This window comes from Enterobacter sp. WI-ESBL-E8 (genome assembly GCF_053364895.1).
This window is the reverse complement of the sequence record NZ_JBRWXJ010000001.1, coordinates 1,323,480-1,336,957: the sequence shown is the minus strand read 5'-3', so window position 1 is coordinate 1,336,957 and position 13,478 is coordinate 1,323,480. Positions and strand designations below refer to the sequence as shown.

At 53.1% G+C, this 13,478-nt stretch carries 16 protein-coding genes; 8 read left to right on the top strand and 8 right to left on the bottom strand.

Going from position 1 to position 13,478, the window contains the following annotated elements; genetic code table 11:
• The first annotated feature begins 46 nt into the window (after nt 1-46).
• Together ACWHWP_RS06330 and lipA are read left to right on the top strand one after the other, a co-directional pair.
• Nucleotides 47-1,000 carry a YbeF family transcriptional regulator gene (locus ACWHWP_RS06330; RefSeq protein ID WP_059310816.1) on the top strand — a complete coding sequence of 318 codons (954 nt, stop codon included), beginning with the start codon at nt 47-49 and terminating at the stop codon, nt 998-1,000.
• A 207-nt stretch (nt 1,001-1,207) separates the two neighbouring features.
• Nucleotides 1,208-2,173 (top strand): lipoyl synthase, encoded by a 966-nt coding sequence (gene lipA, locus ACWHWP_RS06325; protein WP_047347107.1) that lies wholly within the window; start codon nt 1,208-1,210, stop codon nt 2,171-2,173.
• 82 nt (nt 2,174-2,255) lie between these two features.
• Here lipA and tatE read toward each other — a convergent pair whose 3' ends face one another.
• On the bottom strand, nt 2,256-2,459 hold the full coding sequence (gene tatE, locus ACWHWP_RS06320; RefSeq protein ID WP_023310742.1) for a twin-arginine translocase subunit TatE: 204 nt from the start codon (nt 2,457-2,459) through the stop codon (nt 2,256-2,258).
• A 125-nt stretch (nt 2,460-2,584) separates the two neighbouring features.
• Nucleotides 2,585-3,373 carry a deaminated glutathione amidase gene (locus ACWHWP_RS06315; RefSeq protein ID WP_447855265.1) on the bottom strand — a complete coding sequence of 263 codons (789 nt, stop codon included), beginning with the start codon at nt 3,371-3,373 and terminating at the stop codon, nt 2,585-2,587.
• A gap of 66 nt (nt 3,374-3,439) precedes the next feature.
• Between ACWHWP_RS06315 and crcB the strand changes: the two genes are divergently transcribed.
• Entirely contained in the window at nt 3,440-3,823 is a 384-nt protein-coding gene (gene crcB, locus ACWHWP_RS06310; RefSeq protein WP_059310814.1) for a fluoride efflux transporter CrcB, read from the top strand.
• 219 nt (nt 3,824-4,042) lie between these two features.
• Here the strand turns inward: crcB and cspE are convergent, their stop codons facing one another.
• Together cspE and pagP are read right to left on the bottom strand one after the other, a co-directional pair.
• Nucleotides 4,043-4,252: a transcription antiterminator/RNA stability regulator CspE gene (gene cspE / locus ACWHWP_RS06305; protein ID WP_002439184.1), complete on the bottom strand. Its 210-nt coding sequence runs from the start codon at nt 4,250-4,252 to the stop codon at nt 4,043-4,045.
• Between the two features lie 190 nt (nt 4,253-4,442).
• Nucleotides 4,443-5,060, bottom strand: a complete 618-nt coding sequence (gene pagP, locus ACWHWP_RS06300) for a lipid IV(A) palmitoyltransferase PagP (protein ID WP_447855264.1) — start codon at nt 5,058-5,060, stop codon at nt 4,443-4,445.
• A 393-nt stretch (nt 5,061-5,453) separates the two neighbouring features.
• Here pagP and dcuC point away from each other — a divergent pair, with 393 nt between their 5' ends.
• Nucleotides 5,454-6,821: an anaerobic C4-dicarboxylate transporter DcuC gene (gene dcuC, locus ACWHWP_RS06295; protein ID WP_059310813.1), complete on the top strand. Its 1,368-nt coding sequence runs from the start codon at nt 5,454-5,456 to the stop codon at nt 6,819-6,821.
• A 130-nt stretch (nt 6,822-6,951) separates the two neighbouring features.
• Nucleotides 6,952-7,725: a ribonuclease I gene (gene rna / locus ACWHWP_RS06290; RefSeq protein ID WP_409994340.1), complete on the top strand. Its 774-nt coding sequence runs from the start codon at nt 6,952-6,954 to the stop codon at nt 7,723-7,725.
• Here the strand turns inward: rna and ACWHWP_RS06285 are convergent.
• Nucleotides 7,719-8,336, bottom strand: a complete 618-nt coding sequence (locus ACWHWP_RS06285) for a flavin reductase family protein (RefSeq protein WP_059310811.1) — start codon at nt 8,334-8,336, stop codon at nt 7,719-7,721. The two genes, rna and ACWHWP_RS06285, sit on opposite strands and share 7 nt — an antisense overlap.
• A 245-nt stretch (nt 8,337-8,581) precedes the next feature.
• On the opposite strand from ACWHWP_RS06285, the gene rnk reads away from it, so the two are divergent.
• Nucleotides 8,582-8,992, top strand: a complete 411-nt coding sequence (rnk, locus tag ACWHWP_RS06280) for a nucleoside diphosphate kinase regulator (protein ID WP_059310810.1) — start codon at nt 8,582-8,584, stop codon at nt 8,990-8,992.
• Nucleotides 8,993-9,129: 137 nt separating this feature from the next.
• Nucleotides 9,130-9,219, top strand: a complete 90-nt coding sequence (gene yldA, locus ACWHWP_RS06275) for a small membrane protein YldA (RefSeq protein WP_278184542.1) — start codon at nt 9,130-9,132, stop codon at nt 9,217-9,219.
• Nucleotides 9,220-9,229: 10 nt separating this feature from the next.
• Here the strand turns inward: yldA and ACWHWP_RS06270 are convergent, their stop codons facing one another.
• Nucleotides 9,230-10,468: a zinc-dependent alcohol dehydrogenase gene (locus ACWHWP_RS06270; protein ID WP_059310809.1), complete on the bottom strand. Its 1,239-nt coding sequence runs from the start codon at nt 10,466-10,468 to the stop codon at nt 9,230-9,232.
• A gap of 180 nt (nt 10,469-10,648) precedes the next feature.
• On the opposite strand from ACWHWP_RS06270, the gene uspG reads away from it, so the two are divergent.
• Nucleotides 10,649-11,077, top strand: coding sequence for a universal stress protein UspG (uspG, locus tag ACWHWP_RS06265; RefSeq protein ID WP_023310731.1), 429 nt, complete (start codon nt 10,649-10,651; stop codon nt 11,075-11,077).
• Between the two features lie 59 nt (nt 11,078-11,136).
• On the opposite strand, the gene ahpF is transcribed toward uspG, so the two are convergent.
• Together ahpF and ahpC are read right to left on the bottom strand one after the other, a co-directional pair.
• Nucleotides 11,137-12,702 (bottom strand): alkyl hydroperoxide reductase subunit F, encoded by a 1,566-nt coding sequence (gene ahpF / locus ACWHWP_RS06260; protein ID WP_447855263.1) that lies wholly within the window; start codon nt 12,700-12,702, stop codon nt 11,137-11,139.
• A gap of 187 nt (nt 12,703-12,889) precedes the next feature.
• Entirely contained in the window at nt 12,890-13,453 is a 564-nt protein-coding gene (gene ahpC, locus ACWHWP_RS06255) for an alkyl hydroperoxide reductase subunit C (RefSeq protein ID WP_008501015.1), read from the bottom strand.
• Nucleotides 13,454-13,478 lie beyond the last annotated feature (25 nt).

Below are 13,478 nucleotides of genomic sequence, written 5' to 3'. Positions count from 1 at the left end.
TAAATTCAACTATCATTCATATTGTGAATGTATACGGAGTGAAAGCGTGGAGTATAATAATTTACCAGCCAAACGCCTGAATGACTCTGGTGGCGAAGACAAGCCGCAAATTTTTCGGACTTTACGTAATATTGATCTCAATTTACTGACTATTTTTGAGGCAGTATATGTCCACAAGGGTATCGTTAACGCTGCGAAAATTCTTAATCTCACGCCATCAGCAATAAGCCAGTCAATTCAAAAGCTACGCGCTATATTCCCCGACCCGTTATTTATCCGTAAGGGCCAGGGTGTAACGCCGACGGCTTACGCTACGCACCTCCATGAGTTCATCAGCCAGGGACTGGAGTCGATTCTGGGCGCTCTGGATTTAACCGGCAGCTACGATAAGCAGAGAACCATCACCATCGGCTGTTCGCCTTCTGTGGGTGTACTGGTGATGCCTGCAATCTTCCAGGCCGTGAAAGAGCATGCGCCACAGCTCCTGCTTCGCAACGTGCCGCTCAGCGAACCGGATATTCAGCTTGCCCAGTTCCAGACGGACCTGATTATTGAAAGCGGTAGCTTCAGCGCCAGAGCGCTGGGGCAAAATGTGCTCTATGCGGATAACCTGGTTCTGGTGTGCCGCCAGCAGCATCCCGCGCTCAGCGAGCCGTTAACCCTCGAAAACCTGCGCAACTACGACCACTCTTCTTTCATCACTGAGGGGCAGTCTAATCATGCTCTGCGCCAGCGTATTGATGAAATTTTCCCAGAGCGTCAGATCAGCTTCAGCAGTTACAATATGTTCACCACTGCATCCCTGATCGGCAGCAGCGATATGCTGTGCATCATGCCGGCACGCCTGTATAACCTGCTGCGTAAATGCTGGCCGCTGGAAAGCATCCCACTCGGGCAACTTAATGCGGAATCTATCGAGATTTCACTGCATTACAACAAATTGAGTTTGCGCGATCCGGTACTTGAAAACGTCATCCGCATTATCCGCCAGGCCTTCTGACAGCTTAAGCCAGCACAAGCCCCTGCGCTATGCAGGGCAAAAGGCACAAAACAACAACTATTTTACAAATTGGCGACGTGGCAGGCTGCTTTAACGACCGTTTCAATGATATACTGCCTGTCGTTCGTTCAAAAATAGTTGATAAATACAACATTCCCTTGAATTGAAACGCTTTCCTTCGATATTCGCAACTGGAACACGCACGCTATGAGTAAACCCATTGTGATGGAACGCGGTGTTAAATACCGCGATGCCGATAAAATGGCCCTTATCCCGGTTAAAAACGTGGCTACAGAGCGCGAGGCGCTGTTAAGAAAACCGGAATGGATGAAAATCAAACTTCCGGCAGACTCTTCGCGTATCCAGGGGATCAAAGCGGCGATGCGCAAAAACGGCCTCCACTCCGTCTGTGAAGAAGCTTCTTGCCCGAACCTTGCTGAATGTTTCAACCACGGTACCGCGACGTTTATGATTCTGGGTGCCATCTGTACCCGCCGCTGCCCGTTCTGCGATGTAGCCCATGGCCGTCCAGTTGCACCTGATGCTAACGAACCCCAAAAACTGGCGCAGACCATCGCTGACATGGCGCTGCGTTACGTGGTTATCACGTCCGTTGACCGTGACGATCTGCGTGATGGTGGTGCTCAGCATTTTGCTGATTGCATTACGGCCATTCGCGAGAAAAGCCCAAACATTAAAATTGAGACGCTGGTTCCAGACTTCCGCGGCCGTATGGACCGTGCGCTGGACATCCTGACCGCTACACCGCCAGACGTGTTTAACCACAACCTGGAGAACGTGCCGCGTATTTATCGCCAGGTGCGTCCGGGTGCAGATTATAACTGGTCTCTGAAGCTGCTGGAGCGTTTCAAAGAAGCGCATCCGCATATCCCGACCAAATCAGGTCTGATGGTGGGTCTGGGTGAAACCAATGAGGAAATCATCGAGGTGATGCGCGATCTTCGCCGCCACGGTGTGACCATGCTGACCCTGGGGCAGTATCTGCAGCCAAGCCGCCACCACCTGCCGGTACAGCGCTACGTGAGCCCGGACGAGTTTGATGAAATGAAAGCCGAAGCGCTGGCGATGGGCTTTACCCACGCAGCATGCGGCCCATTTGTTCGCTCCTCATACCATGCCGATATGCAGGCAAAAGGCGAAGAAGTTAAATAATGCTGTAATATTCATTTACAGTAATACAAAAAAACCGGCCTCATGAGCCGGTTTTTTTTTCGCAAGCCCTCAGGCATTGCCGTCACTCTTTGTGGGAAAGCTTGTCTGCCGGGACGTCATCCTCGGCGCTTTTCTTCGCAGCCGCATCATCGTCGTTCATCGCTTTCTTAAAGCCTTTAATGGCCGCGCCCAGGTCACCACCCAGCGTGCGTAACTTCTTGGTACCAAACAGCAGGACGACCAGTGCGGCAACCACCAGCAGTTTGGTAATACTAATCTCACCCATAGATACCTTCTTTACTTAAAACAGGCTGCATTCAGCGCCAAAACCTGATTGTATTAACGGTCATTTAGCGCGTGCACACAATAGCAATCTGTAACAAGGTGAATCAAGCATTGTTGAAAAAAACGTCACAATAATTGCGGTGGCGCAAATCGACGATTGCGAAGAACGGGTAATTGCTCACGGGCAAGCGCAATTCTGTCTAAGTTTATCTCCGCCATCAGCAAAACCGGTGCTTCCGCGGCGGCGGCAATCGTCACACCCAGCGGATCAACCACCCTGCTTTGCCCGATGTTTTTAGTACCACACTCTCCTGCGGCAACGACATAACAGGTCGTATCCAGCGCGCGCGCCGCAAGCAGCGTTGACCAGTGGTGCTCTTTTAACGGTCCTTTGACCCACGCGGCAGGCAAGACCAGCACGTCTGCCCCCTGTAGCGCCAGGTGAAGCGCCAGCTCCGGAAAACGCAGGTCGTAGCAGGTCATCAACCCAACCTTAAACCCGTCAATCTCCAGCAGCGGCGGAACACGGTCTCCGGGGTCAACGCGTCGCGATTCCTGAATGCTAAACGCGTCATAGAGATGTAGCTTGGCGTAACGTGCAACTATTATCCCGCCGCGAATCACCACGAGCGTATTCACCGCACGATCCGGCGTGGAGGGAACATGCACCGTAAAAATAGTTGTCATCTCGTTGCCGACGCTCTCGGCCAGTAATTGCTGTAAAAACCCGCCGTCCAATGGCTGTGCCGACTTCACCGACAGATCCGGATCATTATCATCCCTGGCCAGCAGCGCTTCGGGGAGAACTAACAGCGACGCGCCCTTCTGCCGGGCCTGCATCATCAGATTGACGCATTTGCTTGCGTTCTCATGCCAGTCAGGCGTGACCGCAAATTGCCCTACCGCTACATACATATTTGTCCCCTCATCATAATCGGCGTTAAACTCGCTACTCTAACAATCAAATAGCAGGTATTAAGCGTGTTACAACTACTTTTAGCCGTTTTTATTGGTGGGGGAACGGGTAGCGTTGCGCGATGGTTTCTAAGTATGCGGTTTAATCCCCTGCATCAGGCGATTCCAATGGGAACGCTTGCTGCAAACCTGATTGGTGCCTTTATCATTGGCATGGGCCTGGCCTGGTTTAACCGAATGACGCACATCGACCCCATGTGGAAGATCTTGATTACAACAGGTTTCTGCGGCGGGTTAACCACCTTCTCCACGTTCTCTGCCGAAGTGGTGTTTCTCTTTCAGGAAGGCCGTATCGGCTGGGCGCTGGTGAATATCGCGATTAACATGCTCGGTTCCTTTGCGATGACGGGGATCGCATTCTGGCTGTTTTCTACGGCAAGTACACATTAACGGACGGGACGTTAATGTTGGCTTAATTTTTCTCTGTCACTCTGAATGCAGTACTGAACGAGGGTGACAGAATGAAACAGAGTCTGATGAGCGCAGGAATGGTGTTGTTGAGCGTGCTGATCGTTGCCAGCTTCCTGAAAATGTATCTGCTTGGCTGATTCAAAACGAAAAAAACCCGCTCAGTGAGCGGGTTTTGAAATTCTTGCTGACGCGTCTGAATTACAGAGCGATTACGTTAGCAGCAGAAGGGCCTTTGGCACCGTTAGTGATTTCGAACTCTACACGCTGACCTTCAGCCAGAGTTTTGAAACCATTAGACTGGATTGCAGAGAAGTGTACGAACACGTCTTTGCTGCCATCTTCAGGAGTAATGAAACCGAATCCTTTGGACTCATTAAACCACTTAACGTTACCTTTAATCTTAGACATCAAAATTACCTTTACATTAAAAAACGACACAAATGCTGTGTCGGTTACCAGTACATCAATTGTGGAACCTTTTGTCCAGCGGATCTTTGATAAAAAGTGACTAAAGTCGCGTTAATTTTCTCTGGCAGATTTTTATCGTTTATGAATCAACGACTGCGCGTTTTTTCACCATCATGTAAAGTTTTTCCAGTTAAAACTGAAAACGCATCCAGGCGAAGTAAACGTTACCGTTGTTATAGGTCCCCGGGATATAGGTCATCTGGAACGTTGCAGGACCGTAGCCGATAGAGGCCAGCGGCAGCAGCACCGGAATCGGAATGTAGTTCCAGTTGTCACGTGCAGTGACCCCGGCGGTATAGCCTAAACCGACGTGGAAGTTCTCGTCCGCTAGCGGTCGCCAGGTTTTCTCCCAGCCATACCCCCCAATCGGTTCCCATTTATTAAACGAGTCTTTAAAGGCCATCAGATAGATGCCATGCCAGTTTCCCTTTTCATCCCAGCGCGACTGGCCAAAACCCGCCCCCCAGGGACGCTCGTTGTATTTATCTGTTTTCTCTTTGTCATAAGCAAAACGCGCATGCCACGTTATCGCCGGAACATAGAGGTCATAATGTTCAGGAGCCGTCCAGGTTTGGGAAACATTATCAGTAAAGGTTGAGAACCAGCCTTTATCCGTCGCGTTGTCTCCTGCCCGTGCAACAGAAGAAAACGTTAACTGCCCAAAAATAAACAACAAAATAGAGAAAAATGTATTACGTACGATCACAATGCAATTACCATTCTTAGTATTCGAGGCAAAGTTTACCATAAAATAGTTGAATCAAAGCTTAACGACATCGGCGCTATTCCTAATTATTCACTCTCTTTTCTGGAATATTCTTAATAAATCCTGGCAGCAAATCTGAATAAGCACATACAGGGTGTGCCTTTTACCGCTTTAACCTTCTTTATCAGTAACATGCCCAATTACACAAAACATTAACAATCTGTTATCATTGTAAAGACATGTTGCGCTATTTCTGCTGGTCAAGGCTCGCATGACATAAATGTCTGGATCATGGCAAAAACACCATTGTTCTGTTCTCTAGTCGTCTGTTTATTGATTTTAATCAGCAAGAACGGTCCATTTATTGGGCACATTTCATCCTTCTTTTTTTATTGATTTTTTGTGCTCCAGTGCAGCAAAGATACAGGGGAAATCATGCTTACGTTAATCGAACTCCTTATTGGAGTCGTCGTCATTGTCGGTGTCGCACGCTACATCATTAAAGGCTACTCGGCCACGGGCGTATTATTTGTTGGCGGGTTAACACTGCTGATTATCAGCGCAATAATGGGGCATCAGGTATTACCTGCCAGCGCTACCAGCACCGGTTATACCGCCACTGATATTGTTGAATACATTAAAATATTGCTCATGAGCCGCGGTGGCGACCTGGGTATGATGATCATGATGCTGTGCGGTTTTGCGGCCTACATGACCCATATCGGCGCCAACGACATGGTAGTTAAGCTTGCCTCGAAACCCCTGCAGTACATCAACTCGCCGTATCTGCTGATGGTCGCCGCCTATTTCCTCGCCTGCCTGATGTCGCTGGCCGTGTCGTCAGCAACCGGCCTCGGCGTGCTGCTCATGGCCACGCTGTTCCCGGTCATGGTGAACGTCGGTATCAGCCGTGGTGCGGCAGCGGCAATTTGCGCGTCTCCGGCAGCGATTATTCTCTCCCCTACCTCTGGCGACGTTGTGCTGGCAGCCAAGGCTGCGGAGATGTCACTCATCGACTTCGCCTTTAAAACCACGCTGCCGATCTCGATTGTTGCCATTGTAGGGATGGGCATCGCGCATTTCTTCTGGCAGCGCTATCTCGATAAGAAAGAAAACATCAGCCATGAAATGATGGACGTGAGTGAAATCACTACGACCGCTCCCGCGTTCTACGCCATCCTGCCGTTCACGCCGATTATCGGGGTACTGATTTTTGACGGCAAATGGGGTCCGCAGCTGCACATCATCACCATTCTGGTCATCTGTATGCTGCTGGCCGCCGTGCTGGAATTTGTGCGCGGCTTTAACACGCAAAAAGTGTTCACGGGTCTGGAAGTGGCGTACCGCGGGATGGCGGATGCCTTCGCTGGCGTGGTGATGCTGCTGGTGGCAGCAGGCGTCTTTGCTCAGGGTCTGAGCACGATCGGCTTTATCCAGAGTCTGATCTCCATTGCCACCTCGTTCGGCTCGGCCAGTATTATCCTGATGCTGGTTCTGGTGGTGCTCACCATGCTCGCGGCCATGACCACCGGCTCCGGTAATGCGCCGTTCTACGCATTCGTTGAGATGATCCCAAAACTGGCCCACTCCTCCGGTATTAACCCGGCGTACCTCTCCATTCCCATGCTGCAGGCCTCAAACCTGGGTCGTACCATTTCGCCGGTATCGGGTGTGGTCGTCGCCGTTGCCGGGATGGCGAAAATCTCGCCATTCGAAGTGGTAAAACGCACCTCAGTGCCGGTTCTTGTTGGGCTGATTATCGTGATTATCGCCACGGAAGTGCTGGTTCCCGGCGCAGCCTAAGCTAAATTACTGATATCCAAAAAGCGCCTGCGGGCGCTTTTTGTGCTTTAATAACCTCCAGAAATTAATCGTGCTCATTCGATCAGGAAATCATATGTTCAGGAAGGATATCGTTATCCCATCCGGCGCCATGGCGCTTGCACTCTGTGTCTTCTCCGCCCAGGCCGAACCGCTCAAGGCAACGCAGTATGGCGATTTCGATCGCTATGTTCTGGCGCTGTCCTGGCAAACCGGTTTTTGTCAGAGCATGGTCGAGCGCAACCGCAATGAACCTGACGAGTGTCGGCTGCAAAAAGAGGCCGAAAACAAAGCCGATTTTCTGACCGTGCACGGATTATGGCCAGGCCTGCCGAAGTCTATTGCCTCGCGCGGCGTGGATGAACGTCGGTGGATGCGCTTTGGCTGTGCCACGCGTCCCATCCCGAACATGCCGGAAGTGAAGGCCAGCCGCAAATGTGCCGCCGCCGAAACCGGGCTGTCGCTCTCCGGTGCCGCAAAGCTCAACGACGTGATGCCGGGCGCGGGGGGAAATTCCTGCCTGGAACGTTACGAATATGCCAAACATGGCGTGTGCTTTGGTTTTGATCCCGACGCCTATTTCGGCACGATGGTGCGAATGAATCAGGAAGTTAAAACCAGTGCGGTGGGCAAATTCCTCGCCGATAACTACGGAAAAACCGTCAGTCGTAGCGACTTTGACACTGCCGTAGCCAAAACCTGGGGCAAGGAAAACGTCAAAGCGTTCAAGCTAACCTGCAACGGCAATCCGGCGTATCTGACCGAGATGCAGATTTCGCTGAAGGCAGACACTATTAATAACCCGCTTTCAGCGACGTCGTTTGCACCGCAGCCACATCCGGGTAACTGCGGAAAACAGTTCGTGATTGATAAAGCCGGTTACTGACCCGCGCCCGGGCGTACCATATCAAACCGGTTTTCATCACTGATGCCATAGTAAGCCGTCGGCCCACCCGCACGCAGGATGGGCTGCGCTTTCGCCGTCTGGTATATCCCCTCTTCCAGCAGCGTTTCGGCAATATGAATACCGACCACTTCCCCCAACACCAGCCACGTATCCACCGGCGTACCGTCGGCTCCGGTCAGCTGAATACACTGCGACAGGCGGCACTCAAAGTTCACCGGGCTTTCTGCGACGCGGGGCGCATTAACCAGCTGGCTGGCCGCTGGCGTTAACCCGGCAAAGCTAAATTCATCCCGATCGTGGGGAAGCATTGCAGAGGTTTGGTTCATGGCCTGGGCGAGGTCGCGCGTCGCCAGGTTCCAGACAAACTCTTTTGTCTCGGTAATATTACGCACGCTGTCCTTCCAGCCGTTGCTGGAAAAACCGATGATCGGCGGACGATAGTTAAAGCAGTTAAAGAAGCTATACGGTGCGAGATTCAGCTGACCGGCATTATCGCATGAGGAGATCCAGCCGATCGGACGTGGACCAATAATGGCGTTCAGCGGGTCATGCGGCAGGCCGTGTCCCTGAGACGGTTGGTAGAAATACATAGTTCTCTCTCGTTGGTGGGCAACGCCCGGGTTCAGGACGTTCAGCGTAACGCAATCCGCCGGGAATGCAGACTGAATAAATTTCAGCGAAAATTCATATGGACCATGAATGTGACCTTCATCACTTCAAACTTGCGCGCTCAGCCAGTATCATCGGGAGAGTTAAACCCTCGCTGCCAGACGGCGAGGGTTTTCTTTTGGATTGGTTTCTGCGTGACACGCAGCATTAACGACATGGAGTAAAAATGTCCAGACCTACAATTATCATCAATGAGCTCGACGCAGAACGTATCGACAGGCTGTTAGAAAAAGCAGAGTTTGCCTCACTACCGGTGGCCGATGCCCTGAATGAAGAGCTTGACCGGGCGCAGATGTGCACCCCAGAGTCAATGCCGCATGACGTGGTCACCATGAACAGCCAGGTAAAATTCCGCAACCTGACCACCGGTGAAGAGCTAACCCGCACGCTGGTTTACCCGTCGCAGATGACGGACAGCAGCGCACAGCTTTCTGTCCTTGCTCCCGTGGGTGCCGCACTGCTGGGGCTGCGCACGGGCGATACAATCCACTGGGAATTGCCGGGCGGCACCTCTACCCATCTGGAAGTGCTGGCGTTGCTTTACCAGCCAGAAGCCGCGGGCGATTACCTGCGTTAACCTCTTCTGAACAAGCGCCCCCGCTTTGCACAGAGGATGCAGCCGCATCCTCTTTCCGCAAATTCACCCCATTTTCCTATATCGCGCGAAAAGGCCTTAATCCACGCTTAATCTGTTTTGGTGCCGCGGGGACGGTCATGAGTGAAATACTGGCTATCACTCTCATTTTTTTGATTTTTGTGGCGATTATTGTCACGGCCGTACTCTACCTTGAACGCCACTGGTAAGCGGGTTTTCTCACGCAACGCCTCCCGGGAAAGCATTGACCAGGCCCTTCACTTTTTGCTCTGCGGCCTCGGGCGTTTCTGCGCCAGGCACCAGAATGACCTTTCGGCACTCCTCCTCCCGTTTTTCGAAAATCTTATAGGCGCGTTCCGCATCCGCAAGGGGGAGATAATGGGTCACGATCTCTTCCGGGGTAAGCAGCCCTTTTTCTATAAGCGGTAGCAGCTCACCCAGCCAGGCGTGGACGTGCGTCTGGCCCATCTTAAACGTCAGCCCCTTATCAAAGGCATCGCCAAACAGGAAGCCATGAATAAACCCGGCATACACGCCGGGTACGCTGACCACCCCGCCGCGCCGCACGGCAGCAATGCACTGACGCAACGCTTTGCCGCTGCTGCCTTCAATTTTCAGGTTGCTGAGGATCGTTTCCGTGGTACTGCCTTTCGCTTCGAACCCTACCGCATCGATCACGGCATCAACGCCGCGCTGGCCTGCAGTCTGCCCGATGATTTTTTCCGCTGCGTCGTCGTCATCATCAAAGTTGATAGGAATCGCCCCGTAACGCGCCTCGGCAAATTGCAGCCGATACGGGTGGTGATCGATAACAAAGATTTGCTCAGCCCCTAACAGCCGCGCGCAGGCAATGGTCAGTAGCCCCACCGGCCCGGCGCCGAAAACGGCTACGCTTGAGCCTTTTTGAATCTGCGCATTTTTTGCCGCCTGCCAGGCAGTAGGCAAAATATCGGACAGGAACAGCGCCTTATCGTCAGAAAGAAGCTGCGGGACCTTAAACGGTCCGACGTTACCTTTTGGCACGCGAACGTATTCCGCCTGTCCCCCCGGCACGCCGCCGTAGAGATGGCTATAGCCAAACAGCGCGGCCGGCGCGGGGATTTGCTTTTTATTCAGCGCCGCGCCCTGCCCGGCGTTGGTATTTTCACAGGCCGCGTACTGCTGCAGGCGGCAAAAAAAACAGTCCCCGCAGGCGATGACAAAGGGGATCACCACGCGATCGCCTTTTTGCAAATTCTTCACCTCGGCACCGCACTCAACAATTTCTCCCATAAACTCATGGCCAAAAATGTCGCCGTGCTGCACCTTCGGGATCTTCCCGCGATAGAGATGCAAATCGGAGCCGCAGATAGCCGTGGCCGTGACGCGCAGAATGATATCGTCGGGCTGTTCAATGATGGGGTCAGGGACATTCTCGACGCGAACATGGTGCGGACCGTGATACGTAAGTGCTTTCATGCGACCTCCGAAAGGTTCCAGGTAAGTGTATAAGGGTAGCTACCCCTGAAGGCCTGCCCGGGAATACGGGTCTTTTGAGATTTATCCTGGCAAGATAAGAAAACTGCCGGGGCGCTTACAGAAACCATTTGTATTTTGTGGTTGAATGAGTTCAGCGTTTATAAACAAGGAGAAACGGGTATGTATCAGAGAATCATTATGCCGGTTGATGTTTTTGAGATGGAGCTGAGCGACAAGGCCGTACGCCATGCGGAGTTCCTGGCGCAACAGGACGGCGTCATCCATCTATTGCACGTGCTGCCGGGTTCCGCCAGCCTGAGCCTTCACCGCTTTGCCGCCGACGTGCGTCGCTTCGAGGAGCATTTGCAACACGAAGCGGAAACGCGCCTGCAAACCATGGTCAGCCATTTCAGCATCGACCCTTCGCGCATTAAAACGCACGTCAGGTTTGGCAGCGTACGCGATGCGGTAAATGAACTGGCGAACGAGCTGAAAGCAGACGTGGTGGTCATCGGTTCGCGCAACCCTTCCATTACCACGCATCTGCTGGGATCTAACGCCTCCAGCGTGATCCGCCACACCCACATACCGGTGATGGTCGTAAGATAAAAAAGAGGCCACCTTTCGGTGGCCTCTCGCTATTGCAGGTGTCGTCTTACTTTCTTTTATTATGCGGTTTTGGTGCGGATCAGATAGTCAAACGAACTCAGAGATGCCTTCGCACCTTCGCCAGTGGCAATGATGATCTGTTTGTACGGCACGGTGGTACAGTCGCCGGCGGCAAATACGCCCTTCACGCTGGTCTCGCATTTCGCATCGATGATGATTTCGCCCATGCGGTTGCGCTCAATCGCCCCTTCCAGCCAGGTGGTGTTTGGCAGCAGACCAATCTGCACGAAGATCCCTGAAAGCTGAACGCTGTGAACGTCGCCACTCACGCGGTCGCGGTATTCCAGACCCGTCACTTTGCTGCCGTCGCCCTTCACTTCCGTGGTCTGCGCGTTCAGTACGATGTCGACGTTTTTCAGGCTGCGCACTTTATCCTGCAGAACCTGGTCGGCCTTCATCTCTGGTGCGAACTCCAGCAGGGTCACGTGTTCAACGATACCCGCGAGGTCGATAGCCGCTTCCACACCGGAATTACCGCCGCCGATCACCGCCACGCGCTTACCTTTGAACAGCGGGCCGTCGCAGTGCGGACAGTAGGTCACGCCTTTGGTGCGGTACTGGTCTTCACCCGGGACGTTCATGTTGCGCCATTTCGCGCCGGTGGCAATGATAATGCTGCGCGCTTTCAGCACCGCGCCGGAGGCGGTTTCAATCTGGTGTAATCCACCCTCGACCGCTGCCGGTACCAGCCTGCTGGCGCTCTGGCTGTCGATCACGTCCACGTCGTAATCGCTGACGTGCGCTTTCAGCGCGCCGGCCAGCTTCTGGCCTTCGGTTTTCGGCACGGAAATGTAGTTTTCGATATCCACGGTATCGAGTACCTGGCCGCCAAAACGTTCGCCCATCAGGCCGGTGCGGATCCCTTTACGCGCGGAGTAAACCGCTGCCGCCGCACCCGCAGGGCCGGAACCGACAATCAGGACATCATACGCATCACGCTTGTTCAGCTCTTCTGCGGCACGTTTTTCAGCGCCGGTGTCCACTTTGGCCACGATTTCCGTCAGGGTCATACGGCCCTGGCCAAACTCTTTGCCGTTCATGTAGACCGCCGGAACGCCCATCACGTTGCGATCGGTGATTTCATTCTGGAAGGTTCCACCGTCAATTGCCGTGTGTTTGATGCGCGGGTTCAGCACCGACATCAGGTTCAGCGCCTGCACCACGTCCGGGCAGTTGTGGCAGGAGAGTGAATAATAGGTTTCAAACTCAAAATCGCCGTCGATATCGCGGATCTGCTCCAGCAGCGCCTGGGCCTCTTTCGACGGATGGCCGCCGGTCCAGAGCAGCGCCAGCACCAGCGAGGTAAATTCGTGTCCCAGCGGCGAACCGGCAAAGCGCGGTCCCTGGTCAGAGCCTGGGTTAGTTATCAGGAAAGAAGGCTTACGAACAGCCAGCGAGTTATCTTCCTTGAACGTCACTTTCGGCGACAGTTCGGCGATCTCCGCCAGCAGTTCCTTGATCTCTGCCGATTTCGCGCTGTCGTCCAGCGTGGCAATCAGCTCAACGGGTTTGGTCAGTTTCTCAAGGTATGCCTTGAGCTGGGTTTTCATGTTTGTGTCGAGCATTGTTCTTCCCTCTCTTAAAACGTCATCATGCAAGCTGCCTTTAGCGGGCGGCCTGAATGCAACTTGCATCATGGTGCTGGAATGAAATGGGCGCGGGGGCGCCCATTGATTGCCGGGTGGCACGTCGTTTACCCGGCCTACAATACTGTAGGCCTGTGCAAGCGCAGCGCCGCCAGGCTTTACAGACTTAGATCTTACCGACCAGGTCCAGGGATGGAGCCAGCGTCGCTTCGCCTTCTTTCCATTTTGCCGGGCACACTTCGCCTGGGTGAGACGCTACGTACTGAGCGGCTTTCACCTTACGCAGCAGGTCAGAAGCATCACGGCCGATACCTTCAGCGGTAACTTCGATAGCCTGGATAATGCCCTGCGGGTCAACGACGAAGGTCGCGCGGTCTGCCAGGCCTTCATCTTCACGCATGTTGTCGAAGTTACGGGTCAGGGCGCCAGTCGGGTCACCGATCATCGCGTATTTGATTTTGGCGATGGTTTCAGAGCTGCTGTGCCATGCTTTGTGCGTGAAGTGGGTATCGGTAGACACAGAGTAAACGTCTACGCCCAGCTTCTGCAGTTCGTCGTAGTGGTCTGCCACGTCACCCAGTTCAGTCGGGCAAACGAAGGTGAAGTCAGCAGGATAGAAGAAGAACACGCTCCAGCGGCCTTCGGTATCTTTCTCAGTGACTTCAATGAACTCACCGTTTTTGAACGCCTGGTTTTTGAAAGGTTTAATTTTGGTATTAATCAAAGACATCTGTACTTCCTCCGTGTTTTCGTTG